The sequence below is a fragment of the Candidatus Leptofilum sp. genome, assembly GCF_965223285.1.
GTDB lineage: Bacteria > Chloroflexota > Anaerolineae > Promineifilales > Promineifilaceae > Leptofilum.
This window is the reverse complement of the sequence record NZ_OZ244997.1, coordinates 4,134,501-4,150,625: the sequence shown is the minus strand read 5'-3', so window position 1 is coordinate 4,150,625 and position 16,125 is coordinate 4,134,501. Positions and strand designations below refer to the sequence as shown.

Here is a 16,125-nt window from a genome sequence, read left to right as displayed (position 1 = left end):
CTGCAGAAATAAAATCGGGCTGGCAATATTGCCAGCCCGGTTATTGTTTTGAGAGTCAGGAACGCCGAAACCTGACCCTCGTTAAAAGGAGGAGAAGAAGAAGAGATTTTTACCCTTCATTGGTGATTCTATACTAATCACCTACGTAGGGCTGTACGTCGCGCCTACGCAGAACCTACGCAAAACCTACGCAAGTGTAATAATTCACAATCAACTTGCGCGATTACACCACGACATTCGACACATTTGCCTCAATCGACGAACCGACCTGTCGGCGATAAAATTCTGCTATGCAACGCATCCAACAAAGACATGCCCTGCTCTTCATGCTCTTCTGCTTGCTCACGGCTGCTACGCTTCGCTTGAGTGATTTGCCCCAAGTTCCGGCTGGCGTGCATTTTGATGAAGCCGCCAACGGCATTCTGGCAGCAGAAATCGGGCTAAAAGGGGAACGGCCGATTTTCATCACCAGCTATACGGGCAAAGAGGTTCTTTTTTTCTACCTGGCCGGGGGCCTTATAAGGCTAGTAGGTGACTCCGTTTTCACGCTGCGGCTGACGGCGGGATTGGTGGGGATTCTCACGGTTGCGGCCGTTTACTGGCTGGGCCTGGAACTGTTCCGAGATCGGCGGGTGGCCTTGGTGGCTTCTGCTCTGCTAGCCATTAGCTTTTGGCATCTACTGTTTAGCCACCTCGGCTTCCGGGCCGTTACCCAACCGCTGCTACAAACGCTAACCACAGCGGCTCTGCTGCGCGGCGTACGGCTAGGGCGACGCAAATGGCTGCTGCTTGGCGGCGTTTTTCTGGGGCTAACGGCTTACACATATCTGGCAGCGCGTCTGTTTCCAGTTTTGTTGCTTTTGGGCTGCCTGCCGCTGCTGTTTGGCAAAAATTGGCGGCAGCGTTGGCTGCAATTGCTGCTGGTTGGCGGGGTGGCTCTCATCGTTTTAGCTCCGTTATTGGGCTTTTTCATTGCAAATCCAGATGCATTTTGGGTACGCATTAGCCAGGTTGCACCGGGTGAATCTGCGCTTAGCCTGGGCGAGAGTGTGGTGCGCTCATTACAAATGTTCTTCTTGCTGGGGGATGAGTATATTCGCTTTAATTTGCCAGGACGGCCGTTATTTGGCTGGTTCTGGGGTGGTTTGTTGCTGGTGGGCTGGATGGTACTCATTTGGCGTTGGCAAGCATTGCAAACCGATTGGCAGCGAACTGGAATATTGCTGCTGTTGCTGGCCCCCTTCATCATGCTACTGCCTACAGCTTTGGCTGTTAACGAAATTGTTCCCAGCAACCTGCGCGCCATTGGCCTCATTCCGTTCGTTTTTTACCTGCCCGGTGTGGGATTAATGCTGTTCATCAGCGATTTGGGCAACCAGTTTAAGCGCATACAGCTTACCCAATCGGTATTAATCGTTGGCGTACTGGCTCTGATGGTGGGGGGGCTGTTGACAGAACGTCTGTATTTTCGGGTATGGGGGCAGGAAGCGGCCGTTTTCTACGAAACGGATGGCGACTTAACGGCCGCTGCCAATTTCCTGGATGGTATGGACACCGATGGCAAAACGATTTACGTTTCCTCACTGCACTATCAGCACCCCACGCTGGCTTACCTGAGTGAGAAGTATGAGCAAGTAAAATGGCTGCCAGAAAGCCAGGCGGTTGTTTTTCCAGCCAACGACGAAGCAATCTACATTTTTCCAGAGAATAGCCCCTTGCCAGAATGGGCGATTGACTACTTTACCAACGCCAGCCTGCTAGACACCCCCTTTGCGCCTGATGGCAGCCTGCCATTTTTGGCTTATGCAATGCGCGGTACGCCAACCATTGCGCCAACGAATCCCGTTGAGGCCAATTTTGGCAATGCGATTACCTTGCTGGGGTACGATGTGGGTGAAGTAACCGCAGGCCAAAAGCTGCTCCTGTTCCTCTATTGGCAAGTGAATTTTCCACAAACGGCCGATTTTACGCCGTTCATTCATTTTGAGGATGCCTGGGGGCATCGCTGGAGCCAGGAAGAGACCTTTGCTTATCCGTCGGCACAGTGGACGCAGGGAGAAACGATTGTGCAGCGCGTGGAAGTTGAGGTGCCGCTGGGTGCACCGCTGGGCAGTAATTACCAACTGCGCGTGGGGCTGTTCTCTGGTAACAGCGGGGATCGGTTGCCAAGATTGGCTGATAACGGCCGTTACGCCGGAGACACCTACCTCATCCAAAATGTGACCGTGCTGGCCGCCGAGCCGCCACGTGATTTGCCACAACCACCCATTGTGCTCAACCGCACCGTGCGCGCCCAGCTAAAACTGCTGGGCGTAGAGCGGGAAGCGATGCAGGCAGCTACAGGCGAATCCATTAATTTGGCACTATGGTGGCACGCCACCGATTTCGTACCGGACACGACGATTCGGCTCGAGCTGATGGGGGGCAACAATGTGGGACGGATTCTCATCAACAACACGCAGCCAGTTCACGGCAGCTATCCCTTTTATAGCTGGGAAACGCCCCAATTTTTGATCGACTGGCAAGCATTGCGGGTGCCGGACAACATTCCTACGGGTGACTACCGGCTCATTGCCCGGTTCCGAGATGGGGCGGATGCTACCCTGGCCATTGCAGATTTGGGACCTTTGCGGGTAACGATGACGGAGCGGAATTTTGCGGTGCCTGATATGGAACGGCCGTATCCCGCCACTTTTGGCAATGAAATCAACCTGCTTGGCTACAACCTCACCCCACAGGACGAGCCTGGCCAATACCAGCTAGACCTCATTTGGCAGGCACAAACAGAACCAAGCCACGACTATACCGTTTTTGTCCATCTGCTACAGCAGGATGGCACCTGTGCCCCCTGCGTTTGGCAGCAAGATGTGATGCCCCAGCAAAACCAATACCCTACTAGCCGCTGGCTAACAAATGAAGTAGTCACCGATAGCTACCAGATTCAAATTCCGCCCGGCACACCACCTGGCGACTACCGGCTGGAAATCGGCCTTTACATTGCTGAGACGGGACAGCGTTTGCAGGTGCAGCAACCAAATCGGCCAGCAAGCGATCTGGTTTATTTGGAAGCAATTAAGCTACCACAGCAATAGTGTCAGTACCTCAAGCTGTATGCCCTTATCCAGAGGTTGGCAGCTCTCGAATCATCGTGGAAAGTTGAGCCACGCTATACGGCTATTGATTTGGGGGAAAGTAAATCTTTCTTAAAATTCCTGCTGGCGGAATCGGTGGATGGCAACGGCCGTAAACACAACCACAAATCCCGCTACGGCTGCAACCGGCAGCCAGGAGGAGGGCGCACTGCCCAAAATCACCGATTCAATCACCGACGGCATTTCATTTTCTACGCCCACAGCCAGCCGCCAGGGCAGCACAAATTGCAAGGCAGGCACCGCACTAATCAACAACTGCGTACCGAATGCTAATGCCAGTGGAATGCCAATTACTGCCGCGCGTTGGTCAAACAGAACGCCGAGCATCAGCGTCAGCGTCAAAAAGAACAGTTGGTACAGCCAGATGATCCCCATGCCCGCTGCAAAGTTAAGCGGGTTCAGCCACGCGTCGCCAGCCAGCGACATTTGCAAGTAGGCAACCGCTCCTGGCAGCAGCGTCATCGTCACCAGTACGCCGGCGCTGTGGGCAATCAGCTTGGCCACCACAAATGCCGTGCGAGAAACGGGCTTGGACAATACCCAAGCGGCCGTTCCCGACTCCTTCTCGCCAATTACGGCATCTTGCAAAATGATGATGATAGCAATGGTGGGGAAGAGGCAAGAAAACAAAGCATACAGTGCCAACCCTTCTGGGGCCTGATTGGCTGATCCCCAAATCACGGAGGCAATGCCCAAATTGACCACGCCTACCCAAATCAATGCCTGCACCCACCAGGAGCTTGTCTGCCACCAGTTGCCCATTTCGGCGCGCAGCAGATTGCGCAAACCGCGTCGCCATCCCCGTTCGTTGACCAGTTGGAATGTACTATTTGTTGTCATTTTTATTACCCTCCACGATGCCTACAAAAACATCTTCTAGTTCGGCCGTTTTACGGCCGTAGTTACTCACCACCAACTGCTCATCGGTCATCAGCAGACGCAAGAGCTGGCTTTGAGCGACCGTTTCATCCGTCACGGTGACAAGCATTTGGGTACCCGTGTCAGTGGCCACCGTTTTCACATCCGTTACCCACGCTTGGGCTTGGGCAATAGCCTTTGCTCTGGCCACATTCCCCTGCACATCCATCGTGAACACGATCTTGTCGCTGCCGTTTAGCAACGTATTGATGCTGCCATGTGCGGCCAGCTTGCCCTGATTCAAAATGGCAACGGTGTCGCTTACCTGCTGCACATCATCCAAAATATGGGTGGAGTAAAAGATAGTCGTATGCTCACGCAGCCGTGCCATGATGGCCAACACATCACGCCGCCCCAACGGGTCGAGGGCTGCCGCTGGTTCGTCTAAAATGAGCAAATCAGGATAGTTAACCTGCGCCTGGGCAATGCCCAATCGCTGTCGTTCACCCCCGGAAAAGCCTTTGATGGGTCGGTCAGCTTTGTCAGACAAGCCGACCAGTTCGAGCATCTCATCCACCCGCTGATCGATGGCCTGTTGTGGGCCGCGAAAGAAAAATCTGGCTGTAAAATCTAATGTTTGGCGGGCTGTCATGAATTCGTAGAAGCGCGGCTCTTGCGGCAAATAACCGACTCGGCTGCGAATCTCTACACTGCCCTTCACGATGTCTTCGCCAAAAATGGTGGCACTGCCGCTGCTGGGCTGAATCAATCCCAACAGCAGCTTCATCAAGGTAGTTTTGCCTGCGCCGTTTGGTCCCAAAAAGCCAAAAATGGCGTGTTTGGCGACGGCTAAATCGAGCGGCTTGAGCGCGTCTACATCGCCAAATGATTTACTTAATCCGTTTGTGTGTATGACTGTGTCCATCTGTTTCTCCTTCCAGCTCATTGACTATGGTTTTAGTTTAGAGGAAGGAGAGAGTGGGGATAACGGCCGTTTGGCTCCTTGGGCTTGTACAATTGGACAGTGTACGAACAGTCGGTTAAGCTACTCGACGATTGGCTCAAGCTGGGTGGCGAAATCGTAAAAAAGCTGCATCCATTTAAACGATTCCACACCGTACCGTTCACCATGCCGTACGATGATCAGGTTTTTGTGAGGTGAGACATAGATAAATTGGCCATGATTGCCCAGTGCCGCAAAATCATCCGGCTGGCCCCCATGCTGCCTGCCCCACCACATATATTTGTAAAAACCGTTCGGTAAAGCCTCATGAAACCAATCAGGATAGTAGCTGTCTGGCAGTGACGTGTCGGCCAGGGTCGCTTCTCTTACCCAATGGGCGGGGATAATTTGTTCCCCATTTACACTCCCTTCATGTAAAAAGAGGCGTCCAAACTTGGCAAAGTCAATGGCCCGGCCGTTTATGCCGCTTTCCATCTTTTCAAAACCTTGTTCATCCAAACTCCATGACCCGGCGTAAGCTGCGCCCATGGGCTGCCATATCTTTTCTGCCAGATACTCTGCCACAGGCTGCCCCGTGGCTCGCTCCAAAATGAGACCTAACAGCAGCGGATGATAGTTGTTGTAAAGAAATATTTCCCCTGGTGTGCCCACAACTTCCGTTTGATACAGTGCTAGGTCGCGCAAATCGGGATAGTAGTAAGTTTTGGCATCATCGCCGCTGACGAAGGGAAATTCTTGATAGCGGATACCCGATGACATCAGCAAAAGGTCGCGGATAGTGATGTCCTGAAAAGCTGGATCGCTTTCCAGCAGCTCCGGTAGGTAATCGGTGATGGGATCGCTAACAGATTGAATGTGACCTTCTTCAATCGCAATGCCCACCAAGGCAGAGGTGAACGACTTTGCTACCGAGAATGAGGTGACAATGCTGTCTTGCGCCGCGCCATTGAAATATTTTTCGTACAGAATGGCGTCATTTTGGATGACGATGAAGGCTTGGGTGCCGGTTTCGGCTAGGAATGTATCAAGATCGTCGACGGCCGTATCCATCTCAAAAAGGGTCTGCACCATCGCTTCAGCAGGGGCTTGAGTAAAATGGAAAGGAGCATCACTGGGTGGAAACGGCCGTTCTGGGAACTTCTGGTAATCATACACATCCGCATCCCGCCAACGCAGGACACGCAGCGTGTACTCAGCAGGATAAAAGGTGAACGCATACACCAAAACCAGGCCAATCAACCCAACCACAATCGCCAGTAGCCAGGTAACACCCTTCTTTACCCTGCTCATTTTAGTCAACGGCTCGTTTTTCATTGGTCTTCCACATTGGAGGATGATACTGTCAATTGCGCGCCGCGCCTACTCAGGGAATAGCAACGGCCGTTTCTGGCACGTCCTGCTGCTGTCGGCGTCGGGCAATGAACAGGGCGTAGATGGCGAGAACAACCAAGCCAACTGCGGCGGCAATACCCACAACATCGCCGATAACCGGGTAAATCGTGGTCGGGCTGCTGGTGGGAACCTCCACCAACAAGTCATTCCCGTCGGCGGCCAATCCTTCACCGCGGGCGAGGGTACGGCCGTAGCCATCCACCACAATCGATAGTCCCTCATCCGTCTGCCGAATCAAGGCCGTACCGTTTTCGATGGCCCGGAAAACGGCCATTTCGGCGTGCATCGGATTGATAGCGTCCCACTCTTTGGAGGGCGAGAGCAGGATGTCAGCCTGCTGCTGCCCTACTTGACGCACGGTGTTGGGGAAGTTGGTGTCCCAGCAGATGATGCCCGCCAGTGTGCCATACGCCGTCTCGACCGCTTGAATCTCACCGCTACCCGCCAGTGTTCCCTCGACCAAGTTGCCGCCGTATTTGGTATGTTCGATAACAAAACGGCCGTCTGGCCCGGCTACAAACAGCTTGTTTTCCACCAGGCGATCGCTGTTGGGAAAATGGATCATCACCGGCATCGCCAGATAAACGTCTGCCTCTTGCGCCATTGCTTGCCCCTGCGTCAAGACGGCCTGCACATCTTCCTCCACGCCGATGATGGCCAGTTCGGGCCAGAGAATCATTTTTGCCCCGGCAGCAATTGCTTCTTCGGTCTTCGCCAGGTATTGGGCGTGTACCGGCTGGGTCTCTGCCTGAAACGCGGTTAGGCCTTCTTCCGCAAGCAAGCTGTTCAGTTCGCCCACATGGTTCTCAACCAATGTAAAGGAAGCGACGGTCACGCTCTCCTGCACATCAATTGCTGGGGCGGTGGCCAGCCGAATGGTACCGTAGCCGACCAAAACCAGCAGGGTGACGCCAAAGGCGACGACGCCAGCCCGCACCCGCTGCCATACGAAGTTGTTTTCCCAGGCCCAGTTGACAATGGCGGGAAACCAGGAAACGAGAAAGGTGAGGCCCAACATGCCGGTAACGGCCGTTATTTGGGTCAACACTGGAATCCCATATTGCGAATAGCCGGTGGCACCAAAGTTGCCGAGCGGGCTGCCGCTGCTGGTGAACAGTTCCAATGCGGTGCCAGCGGCCGGGTAAATCAGCGTGGCTAGGAAGGGCAAACGGCCGTTCCGCCGCAGCTTAGGTGCCAACCAACGGTCAGCAAAAAGCGGAACGGAACCAATCAGGGCCGTGATGATCATAAAAATGAAATGGGCGGGGCCGAAAAACGGGGTAGCCCCGTACCAGGGGATGGACAATGTGATCCAGAAAACAAGGAAGTAAAAGAAAAACTTGCGCCGTTGGGGATGGACGTAAAGATAGCGCAGCGCGAATACGGGGGCTATCCACGCTGCCACTGCCAATGTCCAACGGCCGGAAACGAACAGGTTGAGCAGGCCAAAAACGAGCAGCAACAAGGTGGTGGTTGAAAACAGTTTTTGCTTCATGATTCTCTCCTTCTTATAAAATGCACTGTTCAATTCTTCTGTCTTACACGCTTTAGTTTAGAGGCTGGCAACGGCCGTTACATCGTCCCTTCCTGCACCCTACCCTGTACGGTTGGACAATGTACAGGTGGTCAATTACCCAGAAGCCAAATCAGGCTATAATGATTGCGTCATGAAAACATTCCACTACATCTTCCAAGGCGAGGAGCTGGCCGAGGCACGGCCGTTCTACATCATTCTCACCGTTCTCATCCTCATAACGTCTGCACTGACGTTGTTTCAACCGCCCACGCCCATACCCGTTAGCCGTCTGCCACTGTATGGCCTCTTATTGGCTCTGCATTTGGGGCTGCATTGGATGAGTGCTTTTGTCGTCGAGCGTACGCGGTGGGGATTGGCTTATCTAATTGGGCAAGGTGTGCTAGCCTTTGCGCTGGTGATGGTGTCCCAGCGTCCAGAGCTGGCACTAACATTTTTTGCGGCATTAATTGCCGAAACATTAGGTATATTTGGCCTAACACGGCTGGCAGCGGTTGCGGTTGTTAGCTACACGCTCGGGGCTTTTGGCAGCTTGTATGCAGTTGGTGGACAACCTGTTTTAGCAGAGTGGTTGTCACCCACAATTTCTACTTTGTCCTTGCTCATCATTTTTATGGTGCTGTATCGGCGTCAGTCGGAAGCGCGAAAACAAAGCCAAACGTTGCTGACAGAGCTTGAAACGGCCCATCACCAACTGGCAGATTATGCGGCTCAGGTGGAAAGCCTGACATTGGCCACCGAACGGCAGCGTATGGCGCGGGAACTGCATGATACGCTAGCGCAAGGGGTAGCTGGCCTGGTTTTGCGCTTAGAAGCAGCCAATAATCATTTGGAAAACGGCCGTACCCCTCGCGCCCAGGAGATCATCCAGCAAAGCATGAAACGCGCCCGCAGCACACTCACCGATGCCCGCGCCGCCATTGACGATTTGCGCCTTGAAAATCGTTCCCTGACGAATAGCATCGAGTATCACGTCAACCGATTTGCCCAGGCAACAGGGATTCCTTGCCATTTGAACCTGAATTTGGATGACGAAACGGCCGTCTCACCCACCACAGCCGACCACGCCGAACGCATTATCAGCGAAAGCCTAACCAACATCACCCGACACGCCCAGGCTAACAATGTGTGGCTGGACGTAACCCAATCCCCCACCCTGTTGACCATCAGGGTGCGTGACGATGGGGTGGGGTTTGATGCGGAAACGGCCGCTACCAATGGCCATTACGGCTTACTAGGTATGCGAGAACGGGCGCGATTGGTAAACGGCACCTTCGAGATCACCAGCGAGCTAGATAAAGGTACAAACCTTGTTATCACGTTGCCATTGGAGGCCACATGAGCGACTCAATTCGTGTTTTAATCACAGACGATCATTCCATTGTTCGTGAAGGTCTAACGCTTATTTTGGAAACGGCCGAAAACATTGAGGTGGTTGGTGAAGCGGCGGATGGTACTGTCGCTTTGCAACTGGTAGCTGAGAAGCAGCCTGATGTCGTTCTAATGGATTTGCGCATGCCGGGCATGGATGGCTTGACAGCGATCCAACATTTGCAGCGCGACTATCCAGAGGTTGCTGTGGTTATTCTCACAACCTATAACGAGGATGATTTAATGCTCCGTGGCTTACAGGCTGGGGCAAAGGGCTTTTTACTGAAGGACACTCCCCGCGACACGCTGTTAGACACCATTCAGGCGGCCGCCAAAGGGGAGTCGTTGTTAAATGCCGACGTGATGGGTCGTTTGTTGGTTCATACGCAGGCTGGTGGGAAACGGCCGTCTATCCCCAAAGAAAGTCCTCTCACCGAACGGGAATTGCAAACCCTGCGCGCCGTCGCTGAAGGCGAAACCAACAAAGGGATCGCCTTGCAGTTGGGCATCACCGAACGCACCGTCAAAGCCCACCTTACCAGCGTCTACAATAAGTTAGGTGTCGATTCGCGCGCAGCGGCCATTGCCATTGCCGCCCAACAAGGGCTGCTCTAACGATTTTACGTGCTGTCGGTGTTCAATGAGACTAAGGCAGACAGATGACGAAGGGGAAACAAGATTTCTTTTAGATTTGTGCAAACGGCCGTTTTCCGAATATTGGCCACAGAGTACACAGAGATTTTTGAGATGAAGGTTTGTTTCTCAGATTTCTCTTTTTCCTCTGTGGCTTTTTCGGATAGATTCTAAATTGTTGGCATTTTAGCCAGGGGGTAAGAGCCAAGCACCTGCAAAAACGATGATTGCTTGAGGATGCCCAACATCGCTTCCTGCACAGCCTCGTCATCTTCATGCCCCTCAAAATCAACAAAGAAACGGTAATGCCAGGGGCGATTACGCCGAGGGCGAGACTCTATTTTAGTGAGGTTGATGCCGCGGCTAGCCAGTTCGCCCAGCACGATGTGCAGGGCACCGGGCACGTGGCGCGTGGTAAAGATGATGGAGGTTTTGCATGGCTCCTGCCGAGGTGGGTCTAACTTGCCCAATACAAAAAAGCGGGTGAAGTTAAAATCCATATCCTCAAAGTTATGGGATAAGATTTCCAAATTGTACGTTTCCGCAGCCAGAGCACTAGCGATGGCGGCTAGTCCAGGCTTAGGGTTGTTGGCTAGCTCACGGGCAGCCCCGGCCGTATCATAATGGTCTACAGGGACGAGGCCCTGGCGTTTGATGTTATTTTCACACTGGGCCAAGGCTTGATGATGGGACATGACGTGCGTGATCTCGTTGATCAGCGTGCCAGATGGGGCCATCAGGCAATGCTCGACTCGCACAATCACCTCAGCCTGTACCCGCAGATCGTGGTCGACAAGCATGTCGTAGGCGGGGATCACCATGCCGGCCAGGGAGTTTTCGACGGGCAGCATGGCCTGGGTAGCACGGCCATTATGCACGGCGGCAAACATCTCAGAGAAGGTTCGGCAAGGCAGGGTGGACGTTTGGCTGCCAAAATGTTCATGGACAGCCTGTTCAGAGTAAGCACCGGGTTCGCCCTGGAAGGCAATAATTGGGTGTGTGTCGGTCATATGATTTATGCGTCTTCCGAACCTGCCATGAGCAGACCAACTCGTTCACGAGTGGCTTCGGCAATGGGCAAGGTTTTCACAATACGGCCGTCGAACATCACAGCTACGCGATCGGCCAAACCAAGTACCTCATCCAGTTCGGCCGAGACCACCAGCACCGCCACGCCGCGATCTCGCTGCGCCACAATCTGATTGTGAATGAACTCAATCGAGCCAACATCAATGCCACGTGTGGGCTGGGCGGCGATCAGCAGCTTGGTGGGGCGAGAAAATTCCCTAGCCACAATTACTTTCTGCTTGTTCCCGCCAGAGAGGGTGCGTGCGACCGTATGAATGCTGGGGGTACGCACGTCAAATTCCTCAACTAGCTCCGTCCCATGCCGGTCGATGGCTTCCTGGTGCATGACGGGGCCGCTGGCGTATGGCGTTTGATAATAGTTGTTCAGCACCATGTTATCGGCAACGCTGTATTGCATCACCAATCCATGCTTTTCACGATCCTCCGGGATATGCGCCACGCCCAGCTCTGTCACTTGGCGCGGGGTAACGTGGGTACAATCGTGGCCTTCAATGGTTACGCTGCCCTTTTCCACTGGACGAAGTCCGGTGAGGGCTTCTACCAATTCACGCTGGCCGTTCCCTTGTACCCCGGCGATGCCCACAATTTCACCGGCGCGCACTTCCAGATCAACCCCTTCAACGGCCGTTTGCTTGCGATCATCCAACACATGCAGATTTTGTATACGCAACACGATCTCTTTGGGCTGCGGAGCATCCTTTTCCACCTTCAAAATCACTTTGCGCCCCACCATCAACTCAGCCAGAGTAGCTTGGGTAGCTGTTTTGGGATCGGCCGTGCCTACCATGCGCCCGCCGCGCAGCACGGCAATATTGTCGGCCACAGCCAGCACTTCTTTGAGCTTGTGCGTAATGAAGATGATAGACACACCGCGTTCAGTCAGCTCCCGCATAATGCGGAACAGTTCAGTGGCTTCTTGAGGGGTTAGTACGGCCGTTGGCTCATCCAAAATTAAAATATCGGCCTGACGGTATAACGCCTTAATAATTTCAACCCGCTGTTGGGTGCCGACGGGCAAATCTTCCACCGTTGCGCCAGGATCCACCTTAAGGCCATATTGCTGGGACAGTTCCAGGACCCGTTTTTCGGCGGCGCGCATGTCGAGACGGCCGCTTCGCGTTACTTCAGACCCCAGCATCACATTCTCAGTAACCGTCATCACCGGCACAAGCTGAAAATGCTGGTGAACCATGCCCACCCCGCGATCGATGGCATCGCGCGGATTCTTTAGCTCCACCTTTTCGCCCTTAATCCAGATTTCGCCTTCGTCCGGGTGGTAGAGGCCGTACAGCATGTTCATCAGGGTACTTTTACCAGCCCCATTTTCGCCCAGCAAAGCCAAAATCTTGCCCCGCTCTAGCGTTAAATCGACCTTGTCGTTGGCCAGCACGCCGGGAAACCGTTTGGTAAGTCCTTTTGCTTGCAACACTACCTGATCTGTCATGTCACTGTCTCGCTAATTTTGTTTCAGCGCAGAGGACGCGAGGTTTTTTAGATTTGCTCTGCGTGCTTTGCGCTCTCTGCGGTTTGTTTTACTCGGTTTCGTACACTTGCCCCAACGCTTTGGGGTCACGGCTGCGGCCAACAAAGCCTGCCAGCACCAAAATGGTTAACACATAGGGCAACATCCCGATGAATTGGTGGGGGATGTCTATTTGACCACCAAACTGAAGTTGGGTTTGCAATGCGGTGGCAAAGCCAAAGAGCAGTGCCGCACCCCAGGCACCGAGCGGGGTTCGTTTACCAAATAACATCACTGCCAACGCCACGAAGCCACGGCCGTTTGTCATGGCACGCTCAAAGGAGCCAACGGCTTCCAGCGTGAGGTAAGCACCCGCCAAGCCAGCAATTGCCCCAGCAACGGTAATATTGACATAACGCATCATTTTCACATTGATTCCGACCGTATCTGCCGCACTCGGATGCTCACCAATAACGCGGGTGCGCAGCCCCCAGCGAGTATGGAACAGCACAAAATGCACCACCACCACCAAAATGAGGGTGGCATAGGTGATTGGCGGATTATTAAACAAAATTGGGCCGATCAGCGGAATTTCGGCCAACGCACCAAAGTTGAGCGGCTGCAATTTACCCTGCGTGGTAAGGCCCGCCTGGTAAAAGAAGCTGGTTAAGCCCAACGCCAGAATATTGATGACTGTACCGCCAATGATTTGATCCATCTTTAAGCCGATAGACATGAGTCCCAAAAATGCACCCATCAAAGCACCGGCACCAACGCCCGCCAGCACGGCGATCAACAAATTGCCAGTGTAAACGTTGGCCAGGAAGCCAATGAAGGCGGCCATGAGCATTTGCCCTTCAATACCAATATTGACGATGCCAGAACGCTCACCGATGAGGCCGCAGAGCGCACCCAGCACCAGCGGGGTCGATTGGCGCAAACTGGAGGCAAGAACGGCCGTTGTCACATTCGGGTCGGTGATGTAGCCGTAAACAATGGCCATAACCACACCCACTGCCAAGACGCTGCCAATATTTCGCATGGTCAAGAGGGAGCTTTTATTTTTGCTTTGAGTCACTGTGGAATCCATGAAACCTCCTCTAGCTGCTGCCCCAGCCGCTGCTAATGGTCACGCCGCCACCCTCATCTGCGCGGGTACGGATAATCCAGCGCACAATCATTTCTGCCGAAACGAAAAACAAAATCAGTGCCTGAATCACATCAATAATTTGGGACTGCACATCGGCGTCGAACTGCATTTGGCTAGAGCCTGCTTGCATGGCACCTACTAGCAACGCGGCAGGAATAACGCCCAGCGGATTGGTGCGGGCTAGCAAGGCGATGGTGATGCCATCAAAACCAAGCCCCGTGTTAAAACCTGGTTGAAAACGGCCGACCACGCCCAATGTTTCAATCGCGCCACCCATCCCAGCCAAAAAACCGCTAATCGCCATTGTCAAAACAATGGTACGCGCCACCTTAATGCCTGCATAATGAGCTGCATTGGGATTCAGCCCGACGGTGCGAATTTCGTAGCCCAGCGTGGTGCGAAACAGCAAATACCAGGTGAGGTAAGCCATTACGGCTGCGATGAAGAAACCGGCGGGCAAAGTTCCCCATATCGGAATTGCGGCCGACTCCTGGATAGCCGGAGTGCGGGCGACAATTCCCGTATCCTTCCAGGGGCCATCGGCCAAATAGTCAGTGATGTTGATGGCGACGAAGTTGAGCATGATGGTGGTGATAACTTCATGGGCACCCGTGTAGGCACGCAGTGCCCCGGCAATGGCGGCAAAAAGCCCTCCCATCAGGCCACCAATGAGCAAGGCAAGAGGCATGTGAATGATAAAAGGCAACCCAGTTAGGCTAAAACCAACAGCACCAGCAATAATCGCTCCTAACAGCAACTGACCTTGGCCACCAATGTTGAACAACCCAGCCTTAAAAGCAAAAGCCACAGCCAAACCGCCTAAAATAAGCGGCGTGGCTTTTTCTAGGGTGCGGCCAATGGCGTTGGCGTTACCAAAAGCGCCACGATACAGGGCGGTGTACGCCTCCCACGGATTGGCATCTGACAACCAGAGGATAATAGAACCGATAATACCAGCCAGGAGAACGGCCGTTAGCGGCACACTCACCCCACGCCAAAGCCGAACCAGCCAGGAAATCAGTTGATTTGTTTGTTTACTGTTATCATTATCTTTTGTCATAAGGACAACTCAAACTGTGAAGTTTAGAAAGTAGGGGGTAGAAAGTAGAAGTTGGAAACGGATAATTGCCAGCCTCCAGTTTGCCATCTCTCCATAACAAAATGTGCGACGCACCCAGGGGGCACGCCGCACATTTCTAAAAAGCTAAATCATATGAGCCGGTAACAATTATCCACCAGGAACGTAACCAGTCTCAAGGGAACCATCTTGTAGAGCCGTGTTGATTTCGTCTAGCTGGGTCTTGATTTCGTCAGAAACAACGCTGTCGAAGTCGTGGAACGGAGCCAAACCAACATCACCTACAAAGTTACCCGACGGGAAGCTACCATCATTAGCAGCAGAGACGAGGTCAAAGACACCGGGGGTAATGAGCTTCATCGCGCTGGAAACGAGACAGCTGTGTGCTTCAGGAACAGTTTCCCACTGGTCGGTGTCTACACCGATGCAGAAGAGGCCATCGTTGCTGGCGATTTCGATGAGAGCACCGTTACCCGTTTTACCACCGGCACCAAAGATAACGTCTGCGCCCTGACCAATAGCCTGAGCGGCCGTGCTGGCACCCCATTCGGGATCAGTAAAGGCAACGTCCAGACCACCAGGATGGTAGGTGGAAATGATGTTCACGTCTGCGTTCACGTACTCAGCCCCGTTCTCGTATCCTTCTTTGAAGGCAACAACGGGAGGAACAAGGTCTGTACCCAACACAGCGGCGATGGTGTTGGTTTCGGTCAGCAACCCAGCCAATGCGCCGGCCAGGAAGCCAGCTTTATCTTCGGTGAAGATGAGGCCAGCGACGTTGTCTACCGCGTCAACCTGGAACTGGTCTACACCAATGAAGTTTACGTCTGGATAAGTAGCAGCTGCTTCAAGCGTAGCTTCACCAAGTGCAAACCCAACGGTTACGATGACATCATAGCCATCTTCGGCGAACAGGGCGATGTTGGCACCGTAATCTTTGGCATCACTGGTTTCAATGTAGTTAACCTGAGCACCTAACTCAGATTCTGCTTGCTGCACGCCTTCCCAGGCAGATTGGTTGAAGGATTTGTCGTCGATTTCGCCAACGTCTGTAACCAAACCAACGCAGAAGAGTTCATTGCTAAAGCAGTCCGCTTCAGCTTCGTCTTCCATTTCCTCATCTTCCATCTCTTCATCTTCCATTTCTTCATCTTCAGCTTCGCTGCTGGTGTCTTCTGCGGCTGTATCTTCGACTTCGTCCGCAGCAGGCTCATCACCGCTGCCACCACAGGCAACCAATGCCAGTGCCAAAATAAGCAACAAGCTTAACAACCAAAACTTCGATTTTTGCATTTTGTTCTCCTTCCTTTCATAAAAAGAAACTTGTGCATGGGGTTTGCCCGTTTTCAATATTTGAGTTTCAGTAAACGGTCAAACCTTGTGGTTCGTTTCCTAACTAAAAGTAATTGGTGAACGAACTCACGTCCAGTAAAAGTGGGTCG

The 16,125-nt window shown here is 53.2% G+C and carries 12 protein-coding genes; 3 read left to right on the top strand and 9 right to left on the bottom strand.

The genetic code is table 11. The features are described from left to right. Nucleotides 1-290 precede the first annotated feature (290 nt). A complete protein-coding gene (locus ACOQPU_RS18670; RefSeq protein WP_420641344.1) occupies nucleotides 291-3,092 on the top strand; it encodes a glycosyltransferase family 39 protein in 2,802 nt (933 codons plus the stop codon). 111 nt (nucleotides 3,093-3,203) lie between these two features. Here ACOQPU_RS18670 and ACOQPU_RS18665 read toward each other — a convergent pair whose 3' ends face one another. The 4 genes from ACOQPU_RS18665 to ACOQPU_RS18650 all read right to left on the bottom strand — a co-directional run bounded on the left by ACOQPU_RS18665 (nucleotide 3,204) and on the right by ACOQPU_RS18650 (nucleotide 7,861). Next, the gene (locus ACOQPU_RS18665) at nucleotides 3,204-3,992 is read right to left on the bottom strand and encodes an ABC transporter permease (protein ID WP_420641343.1); all 789 of its coding nucleotides are present in this window, start codon (nucleotides 3,990-3,992) and stop codon (nucleotides 3,204-3,206) included. Then, nucleotides 3,979-4,935: an ABC transporter ATP-binding protein gene (locus tag ACOQPU_RS18660; RefSeq protein ID WP_420641342.1), complete on the bottom strand. Its 957-nt coding sequence runs from the start codon at nucleotides 4,933-4,935 to the stop codon at nucleotides 3,979-3,981. The genes ACOQPU_RS18665 and ACOQPU_RS18660 overlap by 14 nt, the downstream gene beginning before the upstream one ends. Nucleotides 4,936-5,055: 120 nt before the next feature. Next, nucleotides 5,056-6,288, bottom strand: coding sequence for a serine hydrolase domain-containing protein (locus ACOQPU_RS18655; protein WP_420641341.1), 1,233 nt, complete (start codon nucleotides 6,286-6,288; stop codon nucleotides 5,056-5,058). Nucleotides 6,289-6,337: 49 nt separating this feature from the next. After that, entirely contained in the window at nucleotides 6,338-7,861 is a 1,524-nt protein-coding gene (locus ACOQPU_RS18650) for a nitrilase-related carbon-nitrogen hydrolase (RefSeq protein WP_420641340.1), read from the bottom strand. A gap of 172 nt (nucleotides 7,862-8,033) precedes the next feature. Here ACOQPU_RS18650 and ACOQPU_RS18645 point away from each other — a divergent pair, with 172 nt between their 5' ends. Beyond that, on the top strand, nucleotides 8,034-9,242 hold the full coding sequence (locus tag ACOQPU_RS18645) for a sensor histidine kinase (protein ID WP_420641339.1): 1,209 nt from the start codon (nucleotides 8,034-8,036) through the stop codon (nucleotides 9,240-9,242). Beyond that, nucleotides 9,239-9,886, top strand: coding sequence for a response regulator transcription factor (locus ACOQPU_RS18640; protein ID WP_420641338.1), 648 nt, complete (start codon nucleotides 9,239-9,241; stop codon nucleotides 9,884-9,886). The genes ACOQPU_RS18645 and ACOQPU_RS18640 overlap by 4 nt, the downstream gene beginning before the upstream one ends. 188 nt (nucleotides 9,887-10,074) lie before the next feature. Here ACOQPU_RS18640 and pheA read toward each other — a convergent pair whose 3' ends face one another. From pheA to ACOQPU_RS18615, 5 genes are all read right to left on the bottom strand, one after another. Continuing rightward, nucleotides 10,075-10,914 carry a prephenate dehydratase gene (gene pheA / locus ACOQPU_RS18635; protein ID WP_420641337.1) on the bottom strand — a complete coding sequence of 280 codons (840 nt, stop codon included), beginning with the start codon at nucleotides 10,912-10,914 and terminating at the stop codon, nucleotides 10,075-10,077. Nucleotides 10,915-10,919: 5 nt separating this feature from the next. Next, nucleotides 10,920-12,437: an ABC transporter ATP-binding protein gene (locus tag ACOQPU_RS18630; protein ID WP_420641336.1), complete on the bottom strand. Its 1,518-nt coding sequence runs from the start codon at nucleotides 12,435-12,437 to the stop codon at nucleotides 10,920-10,922. Between the two features lie 88 nt (nucleotides 12,438-12,525). Next, complete coding sequence (locus tag ACOQPU_RS18625) at nucleotides 12,526-13,545, bottom strand: ABC transporter permease (protein WP_420641335.1); 1,020 nt, start codon at nucleotides 13,543-13,545, stop codon at nucleotides 12,526-12,528. A gap of 10 nt (nucleotides 13,546-13,555) precedes the next feature. Continuing rightward, nucleotides 13,556-14,665, bottom strand: a complete 1,110-nt coding sequence (locus ACOQPU_RS18620) for an ABC transporter permease (RefSeq protein WP_420641334.1) — start codon at nucleotides 14,663-14,665, stop codon at nucleotides 13,556-13,558. A gap of 168 nt (nucleotides 14,666-14,833) precedes the next feature. Next, entirely contained in the window at nucleotides 14,834-15,976 is a 1,143-nt protein-coding gene (locus ACOQPU_RS18615) for a BMP family ABC transporter substrate-binding protein (protein WP_420641333.1), read from the bottom strand. Between the last annotated feature and the right edge of the window lie 149 nt (nucleotides 15,977-16,125).

Coding starts and splice junctions, on each gene's coding strand:
- ACOQPU_RS18670 (WP_420641344.1), top strand. CDS start 291: ATGCAACGCATCCAACAAAGACATGCCCTGCTCTTCATGCTCTTCTGC.
- ACOQPU_RS18665 (WP_420641343.1), bottom strand. CDS start 3,992: ATGACAACAAATAGTACATTCCAACTGGTCAACGAACGGGGATGGCGA.
- ACOQPU_RS18660 (WP_420641342.1), bottom strand. CDS start 4,935: ATGGACACAGTCATACACACAAACGGATTAAGTAAATCATTTGGCGAT.
- ACOQPU_RS18655 (WP_420641341.1), bottom strand. CDS start 6,288: ATGAAAAACGAGCCGTTGACTAAAATGAGCAGGGTAAAGAAGGGTGTT.
- ACOQPU_RS18650 (WP_420641340.1), bottom strand. CDS start 7,861: ATGAAGCAAAAACTGTTTTCAACCACCACCTTGTTGCTGCTCGTTTTT.
- ACOQPU_RS18645 (WP_420641339.1), top strand. CDS start 8,034: ATGAAAACATTCCACTACATCTTCCAAGGCGAGGAGCTGGCCGAGGCA.
- ACOQPU_RS18640 (WP_420641338.1), top strand. CDS start 9,239: ATGAGCGACTCAATTCGTGTTTTAATCACAGACGATCATTCCATTGTT.
- pheA (WP_420641337.1), bottom strand. CDS start 10,914: ATGACCGACACACACCCAATTATTGCCTTCCAGGGCGAACCCGGTGCT.
- ACOQPU_RS18630 (WP_420641336.1), bottom strand. CDS start 12,437: ATGACAGATCAGGTAGTGTTGCAAGCAAAAGGACTTACCAAACGGTTT.
- ACOQPU_RS18625 (WP_420641335.1), bottom strand. CDS start 13,545: ATGGATTCCACAGTGACTCAAAGCAAAAATAAAAGCTCCCTCTTGACC.
- ACOQPU_RS18620 (WP_420641334.1), bottom strand. CDS start 14,665: ATGACAAAAGATAATGATAACAGTAAACAAACAAATCAACTGATTTCC.
- ACOQPU_RS18615 (WP_420641333.1), bottom strand. CDS start 15,976: ATGCAAAAATCGAAGTTTTGGTTGTTAAGCTTGTTGCTTATTTTGGCA.